The following is a 17865-nucleotide window of genomic DNA, read 5'->3' as shown; positions in this document are numbered from 1 at the left end:
TTCAGCGCGGCGGGACGACGGCGCGGATGGCGTCCTCCACGCGCTCGTGCGTGAAGACGAAGCCCGACTTCTGCAGGACCGCCGGAGCCACGTCGGTGTCGTTGGTCAGCAGCGCCTCGGTCGCATCGCGTCCGAGGACGAGGCGGAGCCCCCACTCGGGAGCGCGGACCAGGTATGGGCGGTTCATCCTCATGGCCAGGGCGAAGCCCAGGTCGTTGGCCGTCGCGCGCGTCGGCCCGGTGAGGTTGACCGGACCGGCGACGTCGGCGTCGATGAGGTGACGGATGGCTGCGACCTCGTCGACGAGCGAGATCCAGGGCCATACCTGCGTGCCTCGACCGATCGGTCCCGACAGACCCGCTCGGGTCAGCAGCATGAGCGGCTTCAGCACGCCTTCGGGATGCACGACCGGCGCCGTCCGCAGGAGGACCACGCGCGCGTGCTCACGAGCGGTCAGTGCAGCCGCCTCCCACTCCCCGCAGAGATCGGCGAGGAACGAGTCGCCGCGCGGCGCGGTCTCGGTCATGCGGACGCCGGGCCGGGTCGGGTAGTAGCCGACGGCCGACGACGACAAGAACACCGGTGCATCCGATCCGAGCGCGCGGACGGCTGTTGCGAGGGTCTCGGTCGGGAGCAGCCGCGACCACACGAGCTCGTGCTTGTACGAACGGGTCCACGGGAAGCGGCCGATGCTCGCGCCGTTGAGCCCCACCACGGCGCGGGCCCCGTCGAGCACCGCGGGGTCGAGCGGGCGCTCTCCGGGGAACCATTGAACCTCGTCGGCGGCGACAGGGGATCGGCGGACGAGACGCGTGACCTCGATCCCGTCACCGCGCAGCGCGTCGACGAGGGCGCGTCCGATCAGACCGGACGCACCCGCGACGACGACACGGCCCGCCGAGCCCTGATCAGCCAAGCGTCGCCTCGAGGGTGATCTCGATGCCCGCGAGGGCGGCGGAGACGGGGCATCCGCTCTTGGCCTCCTGGGCCAGCCGGTCGAAGTCCTCGGCCGACAGGCCCGGGACGACGGCGTTGACGTTCAGGTGCGAGCCGGTGATGCCGGTGCCCGGGATGAAGGTGACCGATGCCGTCGTCTCGACGGACTCGGGCGGCGTGCCGTTCTCGGCCAGAGCGTGGGAGAGAGCCATCGAGAAGCAGGAGGAGTGGGCGGCGGCGATGAGCTCCTCGGGCGTGGTCACCGCGCTGGAGCCTTCGCTGCGCGCCTTCCAGTTGACCTCGAACGGGCCCTGGTTCGAGCTCTCGAGGGCGATCTGTCCCGATCCCTCCGTGAGGCTGCCCTTCCAGCTGGTGGTTGCTTCGCTCGTGACGCTCATGACTCTCCTCTTCGCAGATGGCACCTCGGGTGCCGTATCGAGACGGCGCGGTGTGCGCTCGCGTCGAGCCTAAGTCGGTCGGCCGCCCGTCGGAACGTCTTGACAGGGTCCGCCGGCGGACTCAGACCGAGGCGGAGTCGGCCCGCAGTCGCAGGATCTCGAGGTGCACGACATCCCGTCGCGGTGCGCCGCCGAATCTGGTCCGCACGACCCCCCGTCCGTCGAGGACGAGCGTGGTGGGCGTCTGCGCGATCTGGAATCGACGCGCGATGTCGGGGCGGTCGGTCACGTCGATGTCGAGGTGGACGACGTCGTCGGTCTCCCGGGCCATCTCCGAGAGCGTGCGATGCACCGCGGGGCACCGGTGGCAGGTCTCCCTGCTGAACTGCAGGAGCGTCGCCGTTCGACCGAGGGCATCGGGGTCGGCGCCGAGTCGACGCGGGTCGACGACATCGAAACGCGGGATGGGATAGGGCCGTGAGGCGCGCCACCGCAGGAAGACTCCGATCCCGCCTGTTACCGCTAACAGACAGGCCAGGACGACCGCCACCGCCATGAGTTCCACAACAGCCCAGAGTAGACCTTCGGGGGGAGCCGGAAGCACTCGGACGCCGGGGGTAATCTGAGAGTGTGAGCGACGCCGAGCAGACCCCGACCAGCCCCGAGATCGAGTTCCGCAGCGATGTGACGGTCGAGCTCGTCCGCTCGAGTGCCGCCGACTCGGACGTCCTGTTCGCGGCTCGCGTGTCGACGCAGGGGGAGCAGACCCTGGATGCCGCCGCCGCCGGCACCGAGGCATCCGGTCGCGACCGCGGCCTCATCAACTACCTCATGCGCGACCGCCACGGCTCGCCCTTCGAGCACAACTCGATGACCTTCTACGTGCAGGCGCCCATCTTCGTGTTCCGCGAGTTCATGCGGCACCGCATGGCCTCGTACAACGAGGAGTCCGGCCGCTACCGCGAGCTGCGCCCGGTGTTCTACGTCCCCGCCCGGGAGCGCAATCTCAACCAGGTCGGCAAGCCGGGCGCGTACGAGTTCCTGCCCGGCACCGACGAGCAGTTCGCCGTCGTCGACGAAAGCACGCGCCAGGCGTCGATCCAGGCGTACGAGGCCTACCGGCGGATGCTGGATGCCGGCGTCGCCCGCGAGGTCGCACGCATCGTGCTGCCGCTGAACATCTACTCGTCGATGTACGTGACGGTCAACGCCCGTTCGCTGATGAACTTCCTGTCGCTGCGGACCAAGGTCGAGGGAACGCATTTCCCGTCGTTCCCGCAGCGCGAGATCGAGATGTGCGCCGAGAAGATGGAGACCTTCTGGCGCGAGCTCATGCCGCTCACGCATGCCGCATTCAACGCCAACGGCCGCGTCGCTCCCTGACGGGTCGGAGGGCGACGTCCCGGGACCGACTCAGACGAATCGGCCCAGGCTGATGCCCGCGTACGCGAGCGCCGCGACCGTCTCGCCGTCGTCGATCCGTCCCTCGGCGACCTGACGCACGGCCTCGGCGAACGGGATCCACACGACGCGCTCGATGCCTTCTTCCCGCTGGGATGACGCCGCGTCCTCCGCCTCGGCGAGGCCGCGCGCGAGAAAGACGTGTTCCGGGGCGACCGCGATGCCGTTGAGCGCATTCATCCGGCCGATGGCCTCCCACGAGGCGGCTACGAGGCCCGTCTCCTCGAGCAGTTCGCGCTTCGCAGCCACGAGCGGTTCCTGGCCGTCAGTCCCGCCTGCCGGCACCTCGAGCGAGCGACCCGTCGTGTAGCGGTCGACTTCCACGAAGCAGACTCGGTCCTGCTCGTCGACGGCCACGACGAAAACGGCCGGATGCCGCATCTCGACGACGCCGTAGATCCCGTCTCCCGCCGGCCCGGTCACCTCGTCCTCGCGAACGGAGATCCACCGGTTCTCGTACGTCGTGCGGGTGCTTCGCGTCGTCCACGCCATGCCGCTACCCTAGAGCGCCCTGCGCCCTGCGATACATCTGTCGGACCGGCGGGGCTGGTGTCGCGTCGGGCGGCCCCCGAGGCGCATCCTGCACCGCGAGTCCGACGGTTGTATCCGACTCGAGGTCGCTCGGCGCTCCTCCCCAGTCTGCAGCGGGTCCGCTCCCTCCACAGACGGCCGATGTCCTGAGCGACGAGATCGCGTTCGCGGCGAACGTCGGTGAATGAGCGGATACGAACTGGCCACGAGAATCCGTGCGATGGGCGGGTGCGTGCGGTCGCGCTGGTTGACCTCGCGAGGCGTCACTCGTTTGCAGCTGGCGCGGGCGGTCGAGAGGGGCGCGCTCGTCAGGGTCCGGCACGGTGTCTACGCGGTTCCGGATGCCGAGCCGGCTGACCTCGAAGCCGCTGCCCACGGCGGCGAGGTGTGCTGCGCTTCGGCGTTGCGACGGCGCGGCGTGTGGGTGCTCGAGCCGCAGGAACGCCTGCACGTGCGGGTCGGGCGTGCAGGGCGGGTGCACGCGCACCCGGGATGCCGCTGCGTCACGCATTACGACGGGGACCCAGCGGCGTTCGGTGCCGTCTCGCTCGTCCACGCGCTCGTGCAGGCGGCCTCATGCCTCGGTGCGGAGACGTTCTTCGTGGCCTTCGAGTCGGCGTGGCGGCTCGGCCTGCTCACGCGCGCAGACCGGGCGGAGGTGCGCCTGACGCTCCCGGCCCGCTTCCGATACCTCGTCGATCTCGCTCGTCCCGATGCCGACAGCGGGCTCGAGTCCCTCCTGCGGCTGCGCCTCTCGCGGCTGGGCATCTCCGTCGAGAGTCAGGTGCTCATCCCGGGGGTGGGGCGGGTCGACTTCCTCGTCGCGGGGTGCCTCATCATCGAGGTGGACGGCCGTCTCAACCACGAGGGCGCGCCGCTGCGGCACAAGGATCTCGTGCGCGACGCCGAAGCGGCGGCGATCGGCTACGAGACTCTGCGCTTCGACTACTCCCTCGTCATCTTCGAGTGGACGCGCGTCGAGCGAGCCGTCCTCGCGCGTCTCGACGCGATCCGCCGACGCCGCTGACGCAGTCGCGATACATCCGTCGGACCGGCGGGGCGGATGTCGCCTCGCGGCGCTGCCGTGCCGCCACCAGCACCTCCGGTCCTGCGAACGTATCGGTGACCGGGAGTCAGCCCATCGGTCATACGCGATGCAAAGGCGGAACCGATACCCTGAGACCATGACGCACTCGGGCAATCCCTTCGGACAGGTCCTCGTCGCGCTGGTCACTCCCATGACCGCCGACGGTGAGGTCGACTGGCCCGCCGTCGAGAAGCACATCGACGACGTCATCACCGCGGGCGCCGACGGCATCGTCGTCACCGGTACGACGGGAGAGACGAGCACGCTCACCGACCCCGAGAAGCTCCGCCTCGTCGAGGTCGGCAAGTCGGTCTCCGCCGGTCGCGCGAAGATCATCACGGGCGGTGGCTCGAACGAGACCGCGCACGCGATCGAGCTGTACAAGGCCAGCGAGAAGGCCGGCGCCGACGGCATCATGATCGTCACGCCGTACTACAACAAGCCCACGCAGGCCGGCATCCTGACGCACTTCCGCCTCGTCGCCGATGCGACCGACCTGCCGGTCATCCTCTACGACATCCCCGGGCGCACGGGTGTTCCGATCAAGTACGAGACGATCCTGCGCCTCGCCAAGCACCCCAACATCCTGGCGGTCAAGGACGCGAAGGGCGACTTCAGCGAGGTCAGCCGCGTGCTGAACCAGACCGACCTCATGTACTTCTCCGGTGACGACGCCAACGTGCTGCCGCACCTCTCCATCGGCGCGAGCGGCCTCATCGGCGTCACGGCGAACATCACCGCGACCCCGTACCGCACGATCGTCGACGCGGTGAACCGGGGCGACCTCGCCGCGGCGACCGCGGCGCACAAGAGCCTCGAGCCTCTCGTGCGCGCCGTCATGACGCACGTCCCGGGCACCGTGAGCGCGAAGTACATCCTGCACGGCCTGGGCCGCATCTCGAGCCCACGCGTGCGGCTGCCCCTCGTCGGCCCCGAAGAGTGGGAGGCCGCCATCATCGAGGACGAGCTCGCCCTCGTCTCGGGCGTCCCCGGCGCCGACTTCTCCAACTTCCGTCCCGACCGTAACGCCGCCGCCGGCGGTGCCCTGCCCAAGGTGCACGGGACGACCCGCTAGACGAAAACAAATGAGGATGCCGCATACGTCGGCGTCCCGAGGAAGCGTGCCAATGCCCACGAACGTCTTCAGCCCGCCCGCTCTCGAACCCGGAACGCTGCGGGTGTACCCGCTCGGAGGCCTCGGCGAGGTCGGCCGGAACATGACCGTCTTCGAGTACGAGGGCAAGCTCCTCGTCGTCGACTGCGGCGTGCTCTTCCCCGAGGAGCACCAGCCGGGCGTCGACCTGATCCTGCCCGACTTCGAGCCGATCAAGCATCGCCTCGACGACATCGTCGGTGTCGTCCTGACCCACGGCCACGAGGACCACATCGGGGCGGTTCCCTACCTGCTCAAGCTCAAGGGTGACATCCCCCTCATCGGCTCGGGGCTCACGCTCGCCCTCATCGAGGCGAAGCTCAAGGAGCACCGCATCCGCCCCTACACCCTGACGGTCACCGAGGGGCAGGAGGAGCAGGTCGGCCCGTTCGACCTCGAGTTCATCGCGGTCAACCACTCGATCCCCGACGCGCTCGCGGTCGCCGTCCGTACCCCCGCGGGGCTCGTCCTCGCGACGGGTGACTTCAAGATGGATCAGCTCCCGCTCGACGGCCGCATCACCGACCTGCGTGCTTTCGCGCGACTGGGCGAGGAGGGCGTCGACCTGTTCCTCGTCGACTCCACCAACGCGGACGTTCCCGGCTTCACGCCGACCGAGCGCGGCATCGGTCCCGTTCTCGACCAGGTCATCAGCAAGTCGCCGCGCCGTGTCATCGTCGCGAGCTTCTCGAGCCACGTGCACCGCGTGCAGCAGGTCGTGGATGCCGCGGCCGCGAACGGTCGCCGCGTCGCCTTCCTCGGCCGCAGCATGGTCCGCAACATGACCATCGCCGAGAACCTGGGGTACCTCAACGTCCCCGACGGCGTGCTCATCGACTACAAGAAGGCCAAGGACCTGCCCGACGATCGCATCGTCTACATGTCGACGGGCTCCCAGGGCGAGCCGATGGCCGTGCTCTCGCGCATGGCCAACCTCGAGCACGCGATCGAGCCCGGGCCGGGAGACACCGTCATCCTGGCGTCGAGCCAGATCCCGGGCAACGAGAACGCGATCTACCGCGTCATCGACGGGCTGACCAAGCTCGGCGCGAACGTCGTGCACAAGGGCAACGCCAAGGTGCACGTGTCGGGACACGCCGCGGCGGGCGAGCTGCTGTACTGCTACAACATCCTCAAGCCGCGCAACGTACTCCCGGTGCACGGGGAGTACCGTCACCTGATGGCGAACGCGAAGCTCGCTCAGGACACCGGCGTTCCGGAGGATCGCACGATCCTGGCCGAGAACGGTACCGTCGTCGACCTCAAGGACGGCGTCGCGGAGGTCGTCGGCCAGCTCGACATCGGTTTCGTGTACGTCGACGGCTCGACCGTGGGCGAGATCACCGACGCCGATCTCAAGGACCGTCGGATCCTGGGCGAGGAAGGCTTCATCTCGGTCATCGTCGTCGTGGACGGCAAGACGGGACGAGTCGTGAGCGGCCCGGACATCCACGCGCGTGGTGTCGCCGAGGACGACGCGGTGTTCGAGGGCGTCAAGCCGAAGATCGCGGCTGCGCTCGCGGAGGCCGTGCAATCGGGGACGCGAGACAACCACGCGCTCTCACAGGTCGTCCGCCGCACGATCGGCCGCTGGGTGAACCAGTCGCTCCGCCGTCGCCCGATGATCGTCCCGGTCGTCATCGAGGCCTGACCCGCGTCGTTCCGCGGTAATGGGGGAACCCCCGCGTACCGTGGAGGAATGGCCAGGAGCACGAACGCGCCCTCCGGACGCCGCGCACCGGCGAAGACCTCGACCTCGCGCGCCCGCAAGAGCGAACCGACACCCAAGCGATACGTCGACGAGGCCGACCGGCCTCCCGTGATCGCGCGCGCCTGGATGGGGCTCGCCCACGCCACGGGCGGGATGTTCCGCGCGTTCGGACCCGAGACGCTCGAGAAGGACCAGCGTCGAGACGGGCTGCCCTTCCTCCTCGTGCTGCTCGCGATCGCGGGTGCGGCCGTCGAGTGGTTCATGATCGGAACCGAGGCCGGCACGCTCGTGAGCGCTTACACGGTGGGCTTCCTCATCGGTCGCGAGGCGTTCATCATGCCGGTGCTGCTGCTGTTCCTCGCGGGGTGGCTGTTCCGGCATCCCGCGTCCGTCAACGACAACGGTCGAATCGGCATCGGTTTCGGGCTGTTCATCCTCTCGGTCGCGGGGTTCTGCCATGTCTTCGGCACGCGCCCCGAGCCCAAGGCCGGTGCCCTCGAGCTGAGCGCGTCCGGCGGGCTGTTCGGATGGGCCGTGGGAGAGCCGCTGACCATCCTCACCGTGTACGGCGCTGCGGCCGTCCTGGGTCTCGTCACGGTGCTCAGCATCCTCATCCTCACCAAGACGCCGCCGAACCGTATCGGCAGCCGCCTCGGCGACCTGTACGCCTGGATGTTCGGCGCCGAGCGTCCGGCCGCCGACCCCGATGGCGACGCTCCGACCGTCGCCTTCTCGCCGAAGAAGAGCAAGAAGGCGACCCCGGCGGAAGTGGACGACGACGAGGACGAAGACGCCCTGCCGTGGTGGCGCCGCAACAAGAGCGGCCGCGAGGAGGATCCCGACGACGGCAGTGCGTCGCAGGACCTCACCGAGCTTCTCGGCCCCTCCGTCGCCGGTTCCGTCGCCGGCGGATTCGAGCAGGCCGTCGCCACGCCGCCCCCGCTTCCCGACGCGCCGACCGAGATCATCGACCCCTCCGTCATCGAGCGGGCGGCCACTGCCGCGCGTTCCGGCCGACCGGCCGACACCGCCGTGCGCGATGACCACGACACCGGTGAGATCGAAGAGCTGCCCGGGCTCACCGGCCTCGGCGGCGACTTCCACGGTCAGCCCCCGGCGACGCCGTACCGCCTGCCCGCCGTCGCGGCGCTCGGCGCCGGCACCCCCGCCAAGACGCGGTCCGAGGCGAACGACGCGATCGTGCGGGCCATCACCGGTGTCTTCGAGCAGTTCTCGATCGACGCCAAGGTCACCGGGTTCTCGCGTGGGCCGACAGTCACGCAGTACGAGATCGAGGTCGGGCCCGGCACCAAGGTCGAGAAGATCACGGCCCTGACGAACAACATCGCCTACGCCGTCGCCTCGAACGAGGTTCGCATCCTCGCGCCCATCCCCGGGAAGAGCGCGATCGGCGTCGAGATCCCCAACACCGACCGCGAGATCGTCACGCTCGGAGACGTGCTGCGCTCGAACGCCGCGACCTCGTCGACCCACCCGATGACGATCGGCGTCGGCAAGGATGTCGGCGGCGGATTCGTCGTCGCGAACCTCGCGAAGATGCCTCACCTGCTCGTCGCCGGTTCGACCGGATCGGGTAAGTCGAGCTTCGTGAACTCGATGATCACGAGCCTGCTGATGCGGGCGAAGCCCACCGACGTCCGGATGGTCCTCATCGACCCCAAGCGCGTCGAGCTCACGAGCTACGCCGGCGTGCCGCACCTGATCACCCCCATCATCACGAACCCGAAGAAGGCGGCCGAGGCGCTGCAGTGGGTCGTGAAAGAGATGGACATGCGGTACGACGATCTCGCATCGTTCGGCTTCCGTCACATCGACGACTTCAACAAGGCCGTCGTGGCCGGTGAGATCCAGCTCCCGGCGGGCAGCGAGCGCGTGCTCAAGCCGTACCCCTACCTCCTGGTCGTCGTCGACGAGCTCGCCGACCTCATGATGGTCGCTCCGCGCGACGTCGAGGACTCGATCGTCCGCATCACCCAGCTCGCACGCGCCAGCGGCATCCACCTCGTCCTCGCGACCCAGCGACCGTCGGTCGACGTCGTGACGGGCCTCATCAAGGCCAACGTGCCGTCACGGCTCGCGTTCGCCGTCACGAGCGTCACGGACTCCCGCGTCATCCTCGACCAGCCCGGCGCCGACCGGCTCATCGGTCAGGGCGACGCCCTCTTCCTGCCGATGGGCACGTCGAAGGCCATCCGTGTGCAGGGCGCGTGGGTGGCGGAGTCGGAGATCGAGAAGGTCGTCGCACACGTGAAGGGGCAGGCCCAGCCGGAGTACCGCTCCGACGTGGCCGCGGTCGCCGAGAAGAAGGAGATCGACGCCGACATCGGTGACGACCTCGAGCTGCTGCTCGCCGCCGCCGAGCAGATCGTGTCGACCCAGTTCGGGTCGACGTCGATGCTGCAGCGCAAGCTGCGCGTCGGGTTCGCCAAGGCCGGACGCCTCATGGACCTCCTCGAATCTCGCGAGATCGTCGGGCCCTCGGAGGGTTCGAAGGCGCGTGACGTCCTCGTCACCCCCGACCAGCTGCCGGCCGTCCTGGCACGGCTGCGGGGAGAGGACCCGCCGGCTCCCGCGGCTGCCGCTCCCGCCGGCGGCGCCGCCGACCCCGTCGAAGCGCAGTTCGAGGGGCTGGAGGTCGTCGACGGTGACGACGCCTCCGAAGACGCCTGGGGCCTCACCGGACGCGACTGACGGATAGGCTCGGCTCCGTGGCGATCCCTCGGCAACTGCCCAACGCGATCACGATCGCGCGCATCCTGTGCGCCCCCGTCTTCCTCTGGCTGCTGCTGGTCGACGGGGGAGCGGACGGCGCTTTGCGCTGGTGGGCCGGCGTGCTCTTCATCGTCGCGATCGCGACGGACGGCATCGATGGGTACCTCGCCCGCAAGTACCGCATCGTCACGGATCTCGGAAAGCTGCTCGACCCGATCGCCGATAAGGTTCTGACCGGCCTGGCCTTCGTCGGGCTCTCGATGCTCGGCGAGCTTCCCTGGGTGGTCACCATCGTCGTGCTCGTGCGCGAGCTGGGCATCACCGTGCATAGGCTCATCGTCGCGGGCGATCACGTCGTCGCCGCGGCGTGGATGGGCAAGCTCAAGACCGTCGCACAGGCGGTCGCCCTGTCACTGGCCCTCCTGCCGCTGTGGACGATCGTCGGCGACTGGATCCACGTGGTCAACGGCATCGCGATGTGGATCGCCGTGCTGCTGACCGTCGCGAGCGGCATCGATTACGTCATCACCGCCGTCCGCGGCGCGCGACGGAGCGGAGTGGGATCGTGACGGCGCGCGAGCATGTCCACGATCTCCCGGATGATGTCGAGGCGACACTCGTCTCGCCGGGTCGGCGCACCGACGCCGAGCGCCTCATCGAGCGACTCGGCGAGCTGGGGTGGACGCTCGCCGTGGCCGAGTCGCTGACAGGCGGACTCGTGGTCGCCGAGCTTGTCGCGGTCTCGGGAGCGTCGTCGGTGGTGCGCGGCGGAGTCGTCGCCTATGCGACCGAGCTGAAGCAGCGGTTGCTTCACGTCGACGGCGCACTGCTCGAGGCGCATGGGGCGGTGCACCCGCGGGTCGCGCGTCAGATGGCCGAGGGTGCGCGCGCCGCGCTCGGGCCGGGTGATGCAGTGGCGGATGTCGGCATCGCCACGACCGGTATCGCGGGACCGGGCTCGCCGGATGGACAGCCCGTCGGAACGGTGCACATCGCGGTGGCGACGGCGCTCGGTGTGCGGGTCGAGAGCCTGCACCTCGGGGGCGACCGTGCGCAGATCCGCGCGGAGGCCACCGCCCGGGCGATCCGGTTGGCGCTCGACGCGCTGTGACGGAATAGACGAGCGGCGACCGCGGTTCTTGTCATCGTGAGCAGCGCATGTCAACTCTCATCCGACCCACAGCAGGTGCGGGCTAGGGTGGCGTGCTGATGAGATACCGTTGTCCACCCGGGACAAGCCAGCACCACGACGAAGGAGGGGGTCCGAGATGATCTTGGTTCGACAGGAGATCGGCGATGTTCTGCGTGACCTCCGCCTGCAGAAGGGTCGCACGCTCCGGCAGGTGGCCAGCCGCGCCAGCGTCGCGCTCGGCTACCTGAGCGAGGTCGAGCGCGGTCAGAAGGAAGCATCGAGCGAGATCCTCGCCGCGGTGGCCGAAGCCCTCGACGTGCCGATCTCGAGCATCATGCGCGAAGTCGGCGACCGCATCTCCGTGCTGGAGGGGCTGCCGGTGCTCTCGGATGTCGTGCCCGACGACATCGCGGGTCTCGACAACGACCTCATCGCACCCGAGCTCTCGCTGCACTGAGCTTCGCGCGGTCCGATGCGTCGCAGTGAATTCGATCGCGCCGTCGAGGCGGAGTTCGCCGGCCGCGGTCCTGCGCTGATCGACGATCTGGCGCTGGGGCCGCTGGGCGACCGCACCGCGCGCCAGGCATTGGCCGACGGCGAGCCGCCTCGCGCCGTATGGCTCGCGTTGTGCGTCGAGGCCGACGTACCCGAGCCCCGACGTTACGGGGTCGGGCGGCTGGATCCGCGGGAGCGCTGACGGTCGCACGTGCGGGCGCGGACACCGCGCGTGTTCGATGCTGAACCGGATGTTCCGGCGTGTCGTCGAATATCCGTTCGAAACGGGCGTAGTGTCCTGCACAGGTGGTTCATCCCGTCGAGGATCCCCGGATACGGCCCGGTAGCCGACGAATGTCGGAGGCCCTCCGTACCGTGGACAGCGTCGAGAGACACACCATGCCTTGTCGCAGCATCCCGGCACCGAGCCGGGAGCGCGACAGCCTACAGGCGTCGGAAACGCGAGCATAAGGAGCACGCCATGCCATCACCCGCTGACCGCGAGAAGGCCCTCGAATCGGCCCTCGCCCAGATCGACCGGCAGTTCGGAAAGGGATCGGTCATGCGCCTCGGCTCCGACGAGCGCGCGCCCGTCGAGGTCGTGCCGACGGGGTCGATCGCCCTCGACGTCGCTCTCGGCATCGGAGGTCTCCCGCGTGGCCGCATCATCGAGATCTACGGCCCCGAGTCGTCGGGTAAGACGACGCTGACCCTGCACGCCATCGCCAACGCGCAGCGCGCGGGCGGTATCGCCGCGTTCATCGACGCCGAGCACGCGCTCGACCCGTCTTACGCTCAGAAGCTGGGCGTCGACATCGACGCGTTGCTGGTCTCGCAGCCCGACACAGGTGAACAGGCGCTCGAGATCGCCGACATGCTGATCCGCTCCGGGGCGATCGACCTCGTCGTCATCGACTCCGTTGCTGCGCTCGTGCCCGAGGCCGAGATCAAGGGCGAGATGGGCGACTCCCACGTCGGTCTGCAGGCACGCCTCATGTCGCAGGCGCTCCGCAAGCTGACGGGTGGTCTGAACCAGACCAAGACGACGGCCATCTTCATCAACCAGCTGCGCGAGAAGATCGGTGTCTTCTTCGGCTCGCCCGAGACGACCGCCGGCGGTAAGGCGTTGAAGTTCTACGCGTCGGTCCGCCTCGACATCCGCCGTATCGAGACGCTCAAGGACGGTACTGAAGCGGTCGGCAACCGCACGCGTGTCAAGGTCGTCAAGAACAAGATGGCGCCGCCGTTCAAGCAGGCCGAGTTCGACATCCTCTACGGCGTCGGCATCTCTCGCGAGGGCAGCCTGATCGACTTCGGTGTCGAGCACGGCATCGTCAAGAAGTCGGGCGCCTGGTACACGTACGACGGTGAGCAGCTCGGTCAGGGCAAGGAGAACGCCCGCAACTTCCTGATCAAGAACGTCGACATCGCCGCCGACATCGAGAACAAGATCAAGCAGAAGCTCGGTATCGGTCAGCCGGCGGGCGCAGCAACGACCGAGTCCGACGAGCTCGCGGCGCGTCGCCCGGCGTGAGCGGTACGGATCACGACGGGGGCGAGACCGAGCGCCTCGCCCCCGTCATCCCGCTCTTCGGGCAAGCGGATGCCGCCCCGTCGGCGCCTCGCCCGCGAAGCGCGCGCGTCCCGGAGGACGGCCAGAAGTGGCACACCACCTGGACCACCGAACCGCGAACAGCTGCTTCCCGTCCGTCGCCCGCGGTTCGACCGGCTCCCGATGAGCCGGCAGCGGTGAGGTCCGCTGACGAAGCCCCCGCAGACGATGCCGCCGTGCGCGCGCGTGCCGAGCGCACGCTGCTCAAACGCCTGCGCGGCAGGTCGCTGTCCGTGCGCGAGGCTCGCGACGTCCTGCGCGAGGCGGAACTCGCCGAGGCTGACGCCGATGCTGTCATCGCCGCTTTCCTCGACAACGGCTATCTCGACGACAGCCGGCTGGCGGAGCAACTGCTCGACGGGGCGCTCGGGCGCAAGGCGCAAGGCGCCACCGCGATCGCGCAGACACTGTCTCGTCGTGGCCTCGACCGCGAGGTCATCGACATCGCCATGGCGTCGCTGCCCGACGACGAAGCCGAGCGCGCGCTCGAGTTCGCTCGGCAGCGCGCGCGCGGGATGTCGGGGCTCGATCACGACGTCGCACTGCGGCGGTTGCACGGGCAACTCGCGCGCCGGGGCTTCCGCGGGTCCGTCGCGCTGGATGCAGCACGTCAGGCGCTCTCGGACGAAGGCGGCTGATCGACGCCGGGGTTCCCGGCGTCCTCACCACGACGGTCGGCGGGAACGTCTCGATAACCGGACTCGATCTCCTGGGATCGGTCGCCGCGCTCCTGAACACACCGCTCACCGACGGCGTGGTCACGATCAACCTGCAGGCCGGAACGATCGACGTCGATCTCGATGCTCCTGCCTTCCCTCAACAACGCTGCGCCGAACACCGAGATCGTCCTCAACGACGCCGTGCTGAACCCGATCGTGGATCGCGCCGGCGTCCTACTCGACAACTGGTCGTCGCAGATCGTCGCTGCGCTCACCGCGGAGCTCCGTGAGGCGACGGTCACGGTCGCGCTCGAAGCCGTCGTGGCTGCGCCGGGCATCGGCATCCTTCCCGGCCTGAATGTGCTCGCGGCTGACATCGGGTTCGTCGGCCCGCTCGGAGCCCTGCTGGACGGGACCGCGGTGCCGACGATCGGCGCGAATGCCGTCGGCACGGGCGCCGCCGTCGACGCACTGCTCACAGCGGTGGGCCTGCCCAACGTTTCGCAGCGGTTGAGCACGGTTAGGCAACTGGGCTCCAGCCTGGTCTCGACCCTGGCGAACACGCTGACGACCACGATCGCCGGGGCGCTCACGACCCTCGGCGGCACGCTCGCGACGGCGGTGACCGCAGTCATCACGGCACTCGGCTCCGTGGTCGACGCTCTGCCGTCGGTCGTGTCGCTGATGGTCAATGTCCAGCCCGATCAGCCGAACGCGCCGCCGGACGCGACCTTCACGGCGGCGTCGGGCGAGTCGACCGCCGAGTACAAGGTCGCCGCTCTGCGGCTCGGACTTGCGGACGGCCTCGGCGGTATCGCGGCCGCGACGTTCGCCACGGCGTCGGCGGGTCCGGTCACCGCGCCCTGACGGTGCCGATCACCGATCGTGGGGTCGGCCTTCGCGGGTCGACCCCACGAGCACGCTCGTAGAATGAGGGAATCATGTCGACTCCCTCGAGCGCACCCACCCTCATCGCGCCGTCGCTCGCGGCGCGCACCGCCGACGGCCGCCCGCGCACGTACGAGGTGCGCACCTTCGGCTGCCAGATGAACGTCCACGACTCCGAGCGCCTGTCGGGTTCGCTCGAGAGCGCCGGATACCTCCCGGCTGATCCCGGCACCGAGGCCGACGTCATCGTCATCAACACCTGCGCGGTGCGCGACAACGCGGCCGGCAAGCTCTACGGCACCCTCGGGCACCTGAAGTCGCGCAAAGACAAGCACGACGGTATGCAGATCGCCGTCGGCGGATGCCTCGCGCAGATGGACCAGGCGGCCGTCCAGCAGAAGGCGCCGTGGGTCGACGTCGTCTTCGGGACGCACAACATGGGGGCCCTCCCGGGCCTGCTCGAGCGAGCGCGGCACAACGGCGAGGCCGAGCTCGAGATCCTCGAATCGCTCGAGACGTTCCCCTCGACTCTCCCGACGAAGCGCGACTCGGTCTACAGCGGCTGGGTGTCGATCTCGGTCGGATGCAACAACACGTGCACGTTCTGCATCGTGCCGCACCTGCGCGGCAAGGAGAAGGACCGCCGTCCCGGCGACATCCTGAACGAGATCCGTCTGCTGGTCGACGACGGGGCGATCGAGGTCACCCTCCTCGGCCAGAACGTGAACAGCTACGGTGTCGAGTTCGGCGACCGACAGGCGTTCGGCAAGCTCCTGCGCGCAGCGGGGGAGATCCCCGGCCTCGAGCGCATCCGTTTCACGAGTCCGCATCCGGCGGCGTTCACCGACGACGTCATCGACGCCATGGCCGAGACGCCGGCGGTCATGCCGCAGCTGCACATGCCGCTGCAATCGGGCTCCGACAGCATCCTGAAGGCGATGCGCCGGTCGTACCGCAGCTCGAGATTCCTCGGCATCCTCGATCGCGTCCGCGAGCGCATCCCGCACGCGGCGATCTCGACCGACATCATCGTCGGATTCCCCGGCGAGACCGACGCCGATTTCGAAGACACCCTGCGGGTGGTGGAGCAGTCCCGGTTCGCGAGCGCATTCACCTTCCAGTACTCGATCCGCGAGGGCACACCCGCCGCGACGATGCCCGACCAGGTGCCCAAGGCCGTCGTGCAGGAGCGCTACGAGCGCCTTGTCGCGCTGCAGGACCGCATCGCGCTCGAGGAGAACCAGAAGCAGCTCGGCCGTGAGGTCCAGGTGCTGGTCTCGTCGGCCGAAGGCAAGAAGGGCGCCGAGACGCACCGGCTCACGGGGCGCGCAGAAGACAACCGCCTCGTGCACTTCGAGGTGCCGGAGGGCTCCGAGACCCCGCGACCGGGGGATGTCGTGACGGTGACGGTGACGCACGCAGCCCCCTTCCACCTGCTGGCCGACAGCACGGACGGCTCGCCGCTGCGCGTCCGCCGTACCCGAGCCGGCGACGCGTGGGACCGCTCGCTGGCCGAGTCGTGCGGCGTGCCGGCTCCGGCCTCGTCGGATGGCGGTCCGCGCTCCGTCTCGCTGGGGCTGCCGTCCCTGCGCGTCGGCGTGTGACGGCAGCTTCGGGCCCGGGCACCGGCGGCAGCGAGGCTGCCGGAGCGCCGATCCTGTGGGCCGTCGTCGGGGCGACGGGCACCGGCAAAACGGGTCTCTCCCTCAACCTCGCCGCAGCGCTCGCCGCACGCGGCCGGTCGGCCGAGGTCGTCAACGTCGACGCGATGCAGCTGTACCGCGGCATGGACATCGGGACGGCGAAGCTCCCCGAGACCGAGCGCCGCGGCATCCCGCACCACCTGTTCGATGCGCTCGCCGTCACCGAGGAGGCCGCGGTCGCGTGGTACCAGGAAGTCGCGCGCCACACGATCGCGGCGATCCACGGCCGAAGAGCCGACGCGATCCTCGTCGGCGGTTCCGGGCTGTATGCGTCGAGCGTCCTGTTCGACTTCCGCTTCCCGCCGCGCGACGAGCGGTTGCGCGCGGCACTCGAGGACGAACTCGAGCGACACGGTGCCGGACATCTGTTCGCGCGCCTGCGCGCGGCCGACCCGGAGGCGGCCGATCGCATCGACCCGCGGAACGGCCGCCGCATCGTGCGCGCGCTCGAGGTGCTGGCATCGGGTGGACGGACGCACGGCGGAGCCCTGCCCGAGGCGCCGGTGCTCTGGATGCCGCGGACGCGGATCATCGGTACGGCGGTACCGCGCGACGAGCTCGTCCCGTTGCTCGACGTGCGCGTGGAACGGATGTGGGCTGCCGGGCTGCTCGACGAGGTCGAGGCGCTGCGACGGCAGGGCCTCGAACGCGGAGTGACGGCGGGTCGCGCCATCGGCTATGCGCAGGCGCTCGCGCAGCTGCGGGGCGACCTGACCGAGGGCGAGGCCATTGCGGAAACGCAGGCCCTCACACGACGCTACGCGCGCCGGCAGGTGTCGTGGTTCAAGCGCTATGAGAGCGTGCGGTGGGTCGATGCCCGGGAGGTCGGCGCGGAATCGCTTCTCGGTGCGGTGGCCCGACCGGGCGACACGTCACCCCGGTCGGAAGGGGACCACCAATGACGATCACCGTGCGCGCATTCGCGCTCGCCGATGAAGAAGCCGTCATCCGGCTCTGGCACGAGGCCGGTCTCACCCGTCCCTGGAACGACCCGCGTGCCGACATCAGGCGGAAACTCACCGTGCAGCCCGAACTCTTCCTCGTGGCCGTCGATCAGCCTGTCGACGGGACAGCGGAAGCCGTCGTCGGCACCGTGATGGCCGGTTACGACGGCCACCGCGGCTGGCTCTACTACCTCGCCTCGGCTCGGTCTCACCGCGGGCTCGGTATCGGGCGCATGCTCGTCACCGAGTCCGAGCGCCTGCTCGAGGCCATGGGGTGCCCGAAGGTGCAGCTCATGGTGCGGCCTGAGAACGAGGCGGTGCGCGGCTTCTACGACGAGCTCGGCTACCAGCCGTTCACCGTGTGGTCCGCGGGCAAGCGCCTCGTCGTCGATGGCCCGGGCGGCCCCGCCTAAGCTGGGCTC

At 69.4% G+C, this 17865-nt stretch carries 19 protein-coding genes; 15 read left to right on the top strand and 4 right to left on the bottom strand.

From position 1 onward, the window contains the following. Position 1: 1 nt before the first annotated feature. The 3 genes from O1W71_RS04755 to O1W71_RS04745 all read right to left on the bottom strand — a co-directional run bounded on the left by O1W71_RS04755 (position 2) and on the right by O1W71_RS04745 (position 1890). A complete protein-coding gene (locus O1W71_RS04755) occupies positions 2-916 on the bottom strand; it encodes a TIGR01777 family oxidoreductase (RefSeq protein ID WP_114587983.1) in 915 nt (304 codons plus the stop codon). Beyond that, positions 909-1334: an OsmC family peroxiredoxin gene (locus O1W71_RS04750; protein WP_023951786.1), complete on the bottom strand. Its 426-nt coding sequence runs from the start codon at positions 1332-1334 to the stop codon at positions 909-911. The genes O1W71_RS04755 and O1W71_RS04750 overlap by 8 nt, the downstream gene beginning before the upstream one ends. Positions 1335-1455: 121 nt before the next feature. Beyond that, complete coding sequence (locus O1W71_RS04745; RefSeq protein WP_181574138.1) at positions 1456-1890, bottom strand: TlpA family protein disulfide reductase; 435 nt, start codon at positions 1888-1890, stop codon at positions 1456-1458. Positions 1891-1964: 74 nt separating this feature from the next. Between O1W71_RS04745 and thyX the strand changes: the two genes are divergently transcribed. Further along, a complete protein-coding gene (thyX, locus tag O1W71_RS04740) occupies positions 1965-2717 on the top strand; it encodes an FAD-dependent thymidylate synthase (RefSeq protein ID WP_269266689.1) in 753 nt (250 codons plus the stop codon). Between the two features lie 30 nt (positions 2718-2747). Here thyX and O1W71_RS04735 read toward each other — a convergent pair whose 3' ends face one another. After that, positions 2748-3287, bottom strand: coding sequence for an NUDIX domain-containing protein (locus O1W71_RS04735; protein WP_269266688.1), 540 nt, complete (start codon positions 3285-3287; stop codon positions 2748-2750). 223 nt (positions 3288-3510) lie between these two features. On the opposite strand from O1W71_RS04735, the gene O1W71_RS04730 reads away from it, so the two are divergent. From O1W71_RS04730 to O1W71_RS04665, 14 genes are all read left to right on the top strand, one after another. Continuing rightward, positions 3511-4353, top strand: coding sequence for a type IV toxin-antitoxin system AbiEi family antitoxin domain-containing protein (locus O1W71_RS04730; RefSeq protein ID WP_269266687.1), 843 nt, complete (start codon positions 3511-3513; stop codon positions 4351-4353). A gap of 157 nt (positions 4354-4510) precedes the next feature. Beyond that, positions 4511-5488 carry a 4-hydroxy-tetrahydrodipicolinate synthase gene (dapA, locus tag O1W71_RS04725; protein WP_112613743.1) on the top strand — a complete coding sequence of 326 codons (978 nt, stop codon included), beginning with the start codon at positions 4511-4513 and terminating at the stop codon, positions 5486-5488. A gap of 52 nt (positions 5489-5540) precedes the next feature. Further along, on the top strand, positions 5541-7217 hold the full coding sequence (locus O1W71_RS04720) for a ribonuclease J (RefSeq protein ID WP_269266686.1): 1677 nt from the start codon (positions 5541-5543) through the stop codon (positions 7215-7217). Positions 7218-7265: 48 nt separating this feature from the next. Next, the gene (locus tag O1W71_RS04715; RefSeq protein ID WP_269266685.1) at positions 7266-9989 is read left to right on the top strand and encodes an FtsK/SpoIIIE family DNA translocase; all 2724 of its coding nucleotides are present in this window, start codon (positions 7266-7268) and stop codon (positions 9987-9989) included. A 17-nt stretch (positions 9990-10006) separates the two neighbouring features. Next, positions 10007-10579 carry a CDP-diacylglycerol--glycerol-3-phosphate 3-phosphatidyltransferase gene (pgsA, locus tag O1W71_RS04710; RefSeq protein ID WP_269266684.1) on the top strand — a complete coding sequence of 191 codons (573 nt, stop codon included), beginning with the start codon at positions 10007-10009 and terminating at the stop codon, positions 10577-10579. After that, entirely contained in the window at positions 10576-11121 is a 546-nt protein-coding gene (locus O1W71_RS04705; RefSeq protein WP_114587978.1) for a CinA family protein, read from the top strand. Before pgsA ends, O1W71_RS04705 begins: the two co-directional genes overlap by 4 nt. A 157-nt stretch (positions 11122-11278) precedes the next feature. After that, on the top strand, positions 11279-11599 hold the full coding sequence (locus O1W71_RS04700; RefSeq protein ID WP_112613753.1) for a helix-turn-helix domain-containing protein: 321 nt from the start codon (positions 11279-11281) through the stop codon (positions 11597-11599). A 15-nt stretch (positions 11600-11614) separates the two neighbouring features. Beyond that, entirely contained in the window at positions 11615-11839 is a 225-nt protein-coding gene (locus O1W71_RS04695) for a DUF3046 domain-containing protein (RefSeq protein WP_112613755.1), read from the top strand. A gap of 279 nt (positions 11840-12118) precedes the next feature. After that, entirely contained in the window at positions 12119-13171 is a 1053-nt protein-coding gene (recA, locus tag O1W71_RS04690) for a recombinase RecA (RefSeq protein WP_112613757.1), read from the top strand. After that, on the top strand, positions 13168-13887 hold the full coding sequence (locus O1W71_RS04685) for a regulatory protein RecX (protein WP_269266683.1): 720 nt from the start codon (positions 13168-13170) through the stop codon (positions 13885-13887). The genes recA and O1W71_RS04685 overlap by 4 nt, the downstream gene beginning before the upstream one ends. Before the next feature lie 162 nt (positions 13888-14049). After that, positions 14050-14775 carry a hypothetical protein gene (locus O1W71_RS04680; protein WP_269266682.1) on the top strand — a complete coding sequence of 242 codons (726 nt, stop codon included), beginning with the start codon at positions 14050-14052 and terminating at the stop codon, positions 14773-14775. Positions 14776-14849: 74 nt separating this feature from the next. Beyond that, positions 14850-16400: a tRNA (N6-isopentenyl adenosine(37)-C2)-methylthiotransferase MiaB gene (miaB, locus tag O1W71_RS04675; protein WP_269266679.1), complete on the top strand. Its 1551-nt coding sequence runs from the start codon at positions 14850-14852 to the stop codon at positions 16398-16400. After that, the gene (gene miaA, locus O1W71_RS04670) at positions 16397-17401 is read left to right on the top strand and encodes a tRNA (adenosine(37)-N6)-dimethylallyltransferase MiaA (protein ID WP_269266678.1); all 1005 of its coding nucleotides are present in this window, start codon (positions 16397-16399) and stop codon (positions 17399-17401) included. The genes miaB and miaA overlap by 4 nt, the downstream gene beginning before the upstream one ends. Continuing rightward, positions 17398-17856: a GNAT family acetyltransferase gene (locus tag O1W71_RS04665; protein ID WP_269266677.1), complete on the top strand. Its 459-nt coding sequence runs from the start codon at positions 17398-17400 to the stop codon at positions 17854-17856. The genes miaA and O1W71_RS04665 overlap by 4 nt, the downstream gene beginning before the upstream one ends. Positions 17857-17865 lie beyond the last annotated feature (9 nt).

Source organism: Microbacterium sp. H37-C3 (assembly GCF_027157935.1).
In the GTDB taxonomy this organism is placed as follows: Bacteria; Actinomycetota; Actinomycetes; order Actinomycetales; family Microbacteriaceae; genus Microbacterium; species Microbacterium plantarum.
The sequence above is the reverse complement of the archived record's forward strand: the minus strand, read 5'-3'. Positions and strand labels throughout refer to the sequence as shown.

Excerpts from the sequence above, each read along its gene's own strand:
- O1W71_RS04720 (WP_269266686.1), top strand. The coding sequence starts at position 5,541 with ATGCCCACGAACGTCTTCAGCCCGCCCGCTCTCGAACCCGGAACGCTG.
- recA (WP_112613757.1), top strand. The coding sequence starts at position 12,119 with ATGCCATCACCCGCTGACCGCGAGAAGGCCCTCGAATCGGCCCTCGCC.
- O1W71_RS04715 (WP_269266685.1), top strand. The coding sequence starts at position 7,266 with ATGGCCAGGAGCACGAACGCGCCCTCCGGACGCCGCGCACCGGCGAAG.
- O1W71_RS04700 (WP_112613753.1), top strand. The coding sequence starts at position 11,279 with ATGATCTTGGTTCGACAGGAGATCGGCGATGTTCTGCGTGACCTCCGC.
- O1W71_RS04730 (WP_269266687.1), top strand. The coding sequence starts at position 3,511 with ATGAGCGGATACGAACTGGCCACGAGAATCCGTGCGATGGGCGGGTGC.
- O1W71_RS04745 (WP_181574138.1), bottom strand. The coding sequence starts at position 1,890 with ATGGCGGTGGCGGTCGTCCTGGCCTGTCTGTTAGCGGTAACAGGCGGG.
- miaB (WP_269266679.1), top strand. The coding sequence starts at position 14,850 with ATGTCGACTCCCTCGAGCGCACCCACCCTCATCGCGCCGTCGCTCGCG.
- O1W71_RS04680 (WP_269266682.1), top strand. The coding sequence starts at position 14,050 with ATGCTCCTGCCTTCCCTCAACAACGCTGCGCCGAACACCGAGATCGTC.
- O1W71_RS04735 (WP_269266688.1), bottom strand. The coding sequence starts at position 3,287 with ATGGCGTGGACGACGCGAAGCACCCGCACGACGTACGAGAACCGGTGG.
- O1W71_RS04750 (WP_023951786.1), bottom strand. The coding sequence starts at position 1,334 with ATGAGCGTCACGAGCGAAGCAACCACCAGCTGGAAGGGCAGCCTCACG.
- O1W71_RS04695 (WP_112613755.1), top strand. The coding sequence starts at position 11,615 with ATGCGTCGCAGTGAATTCGATCGCGCCGTCGAGGCGGAGTTCGCCGGC.
- dapA (WP_112613743.1), top strand. The coding sequence starts at position 4,511 with ATGACGCACTCGGGCAATCCCTTCGGACAGGTCCTCGTCGCGCTGGTC.
- O1W71_RS04665 (WP_269266677.1), top strand. The coding sequence starts at position 17,398 with ATGACGATCACCGTGCGCGCATTCGCGCTCGCCGATGAAGAAGCCGTC.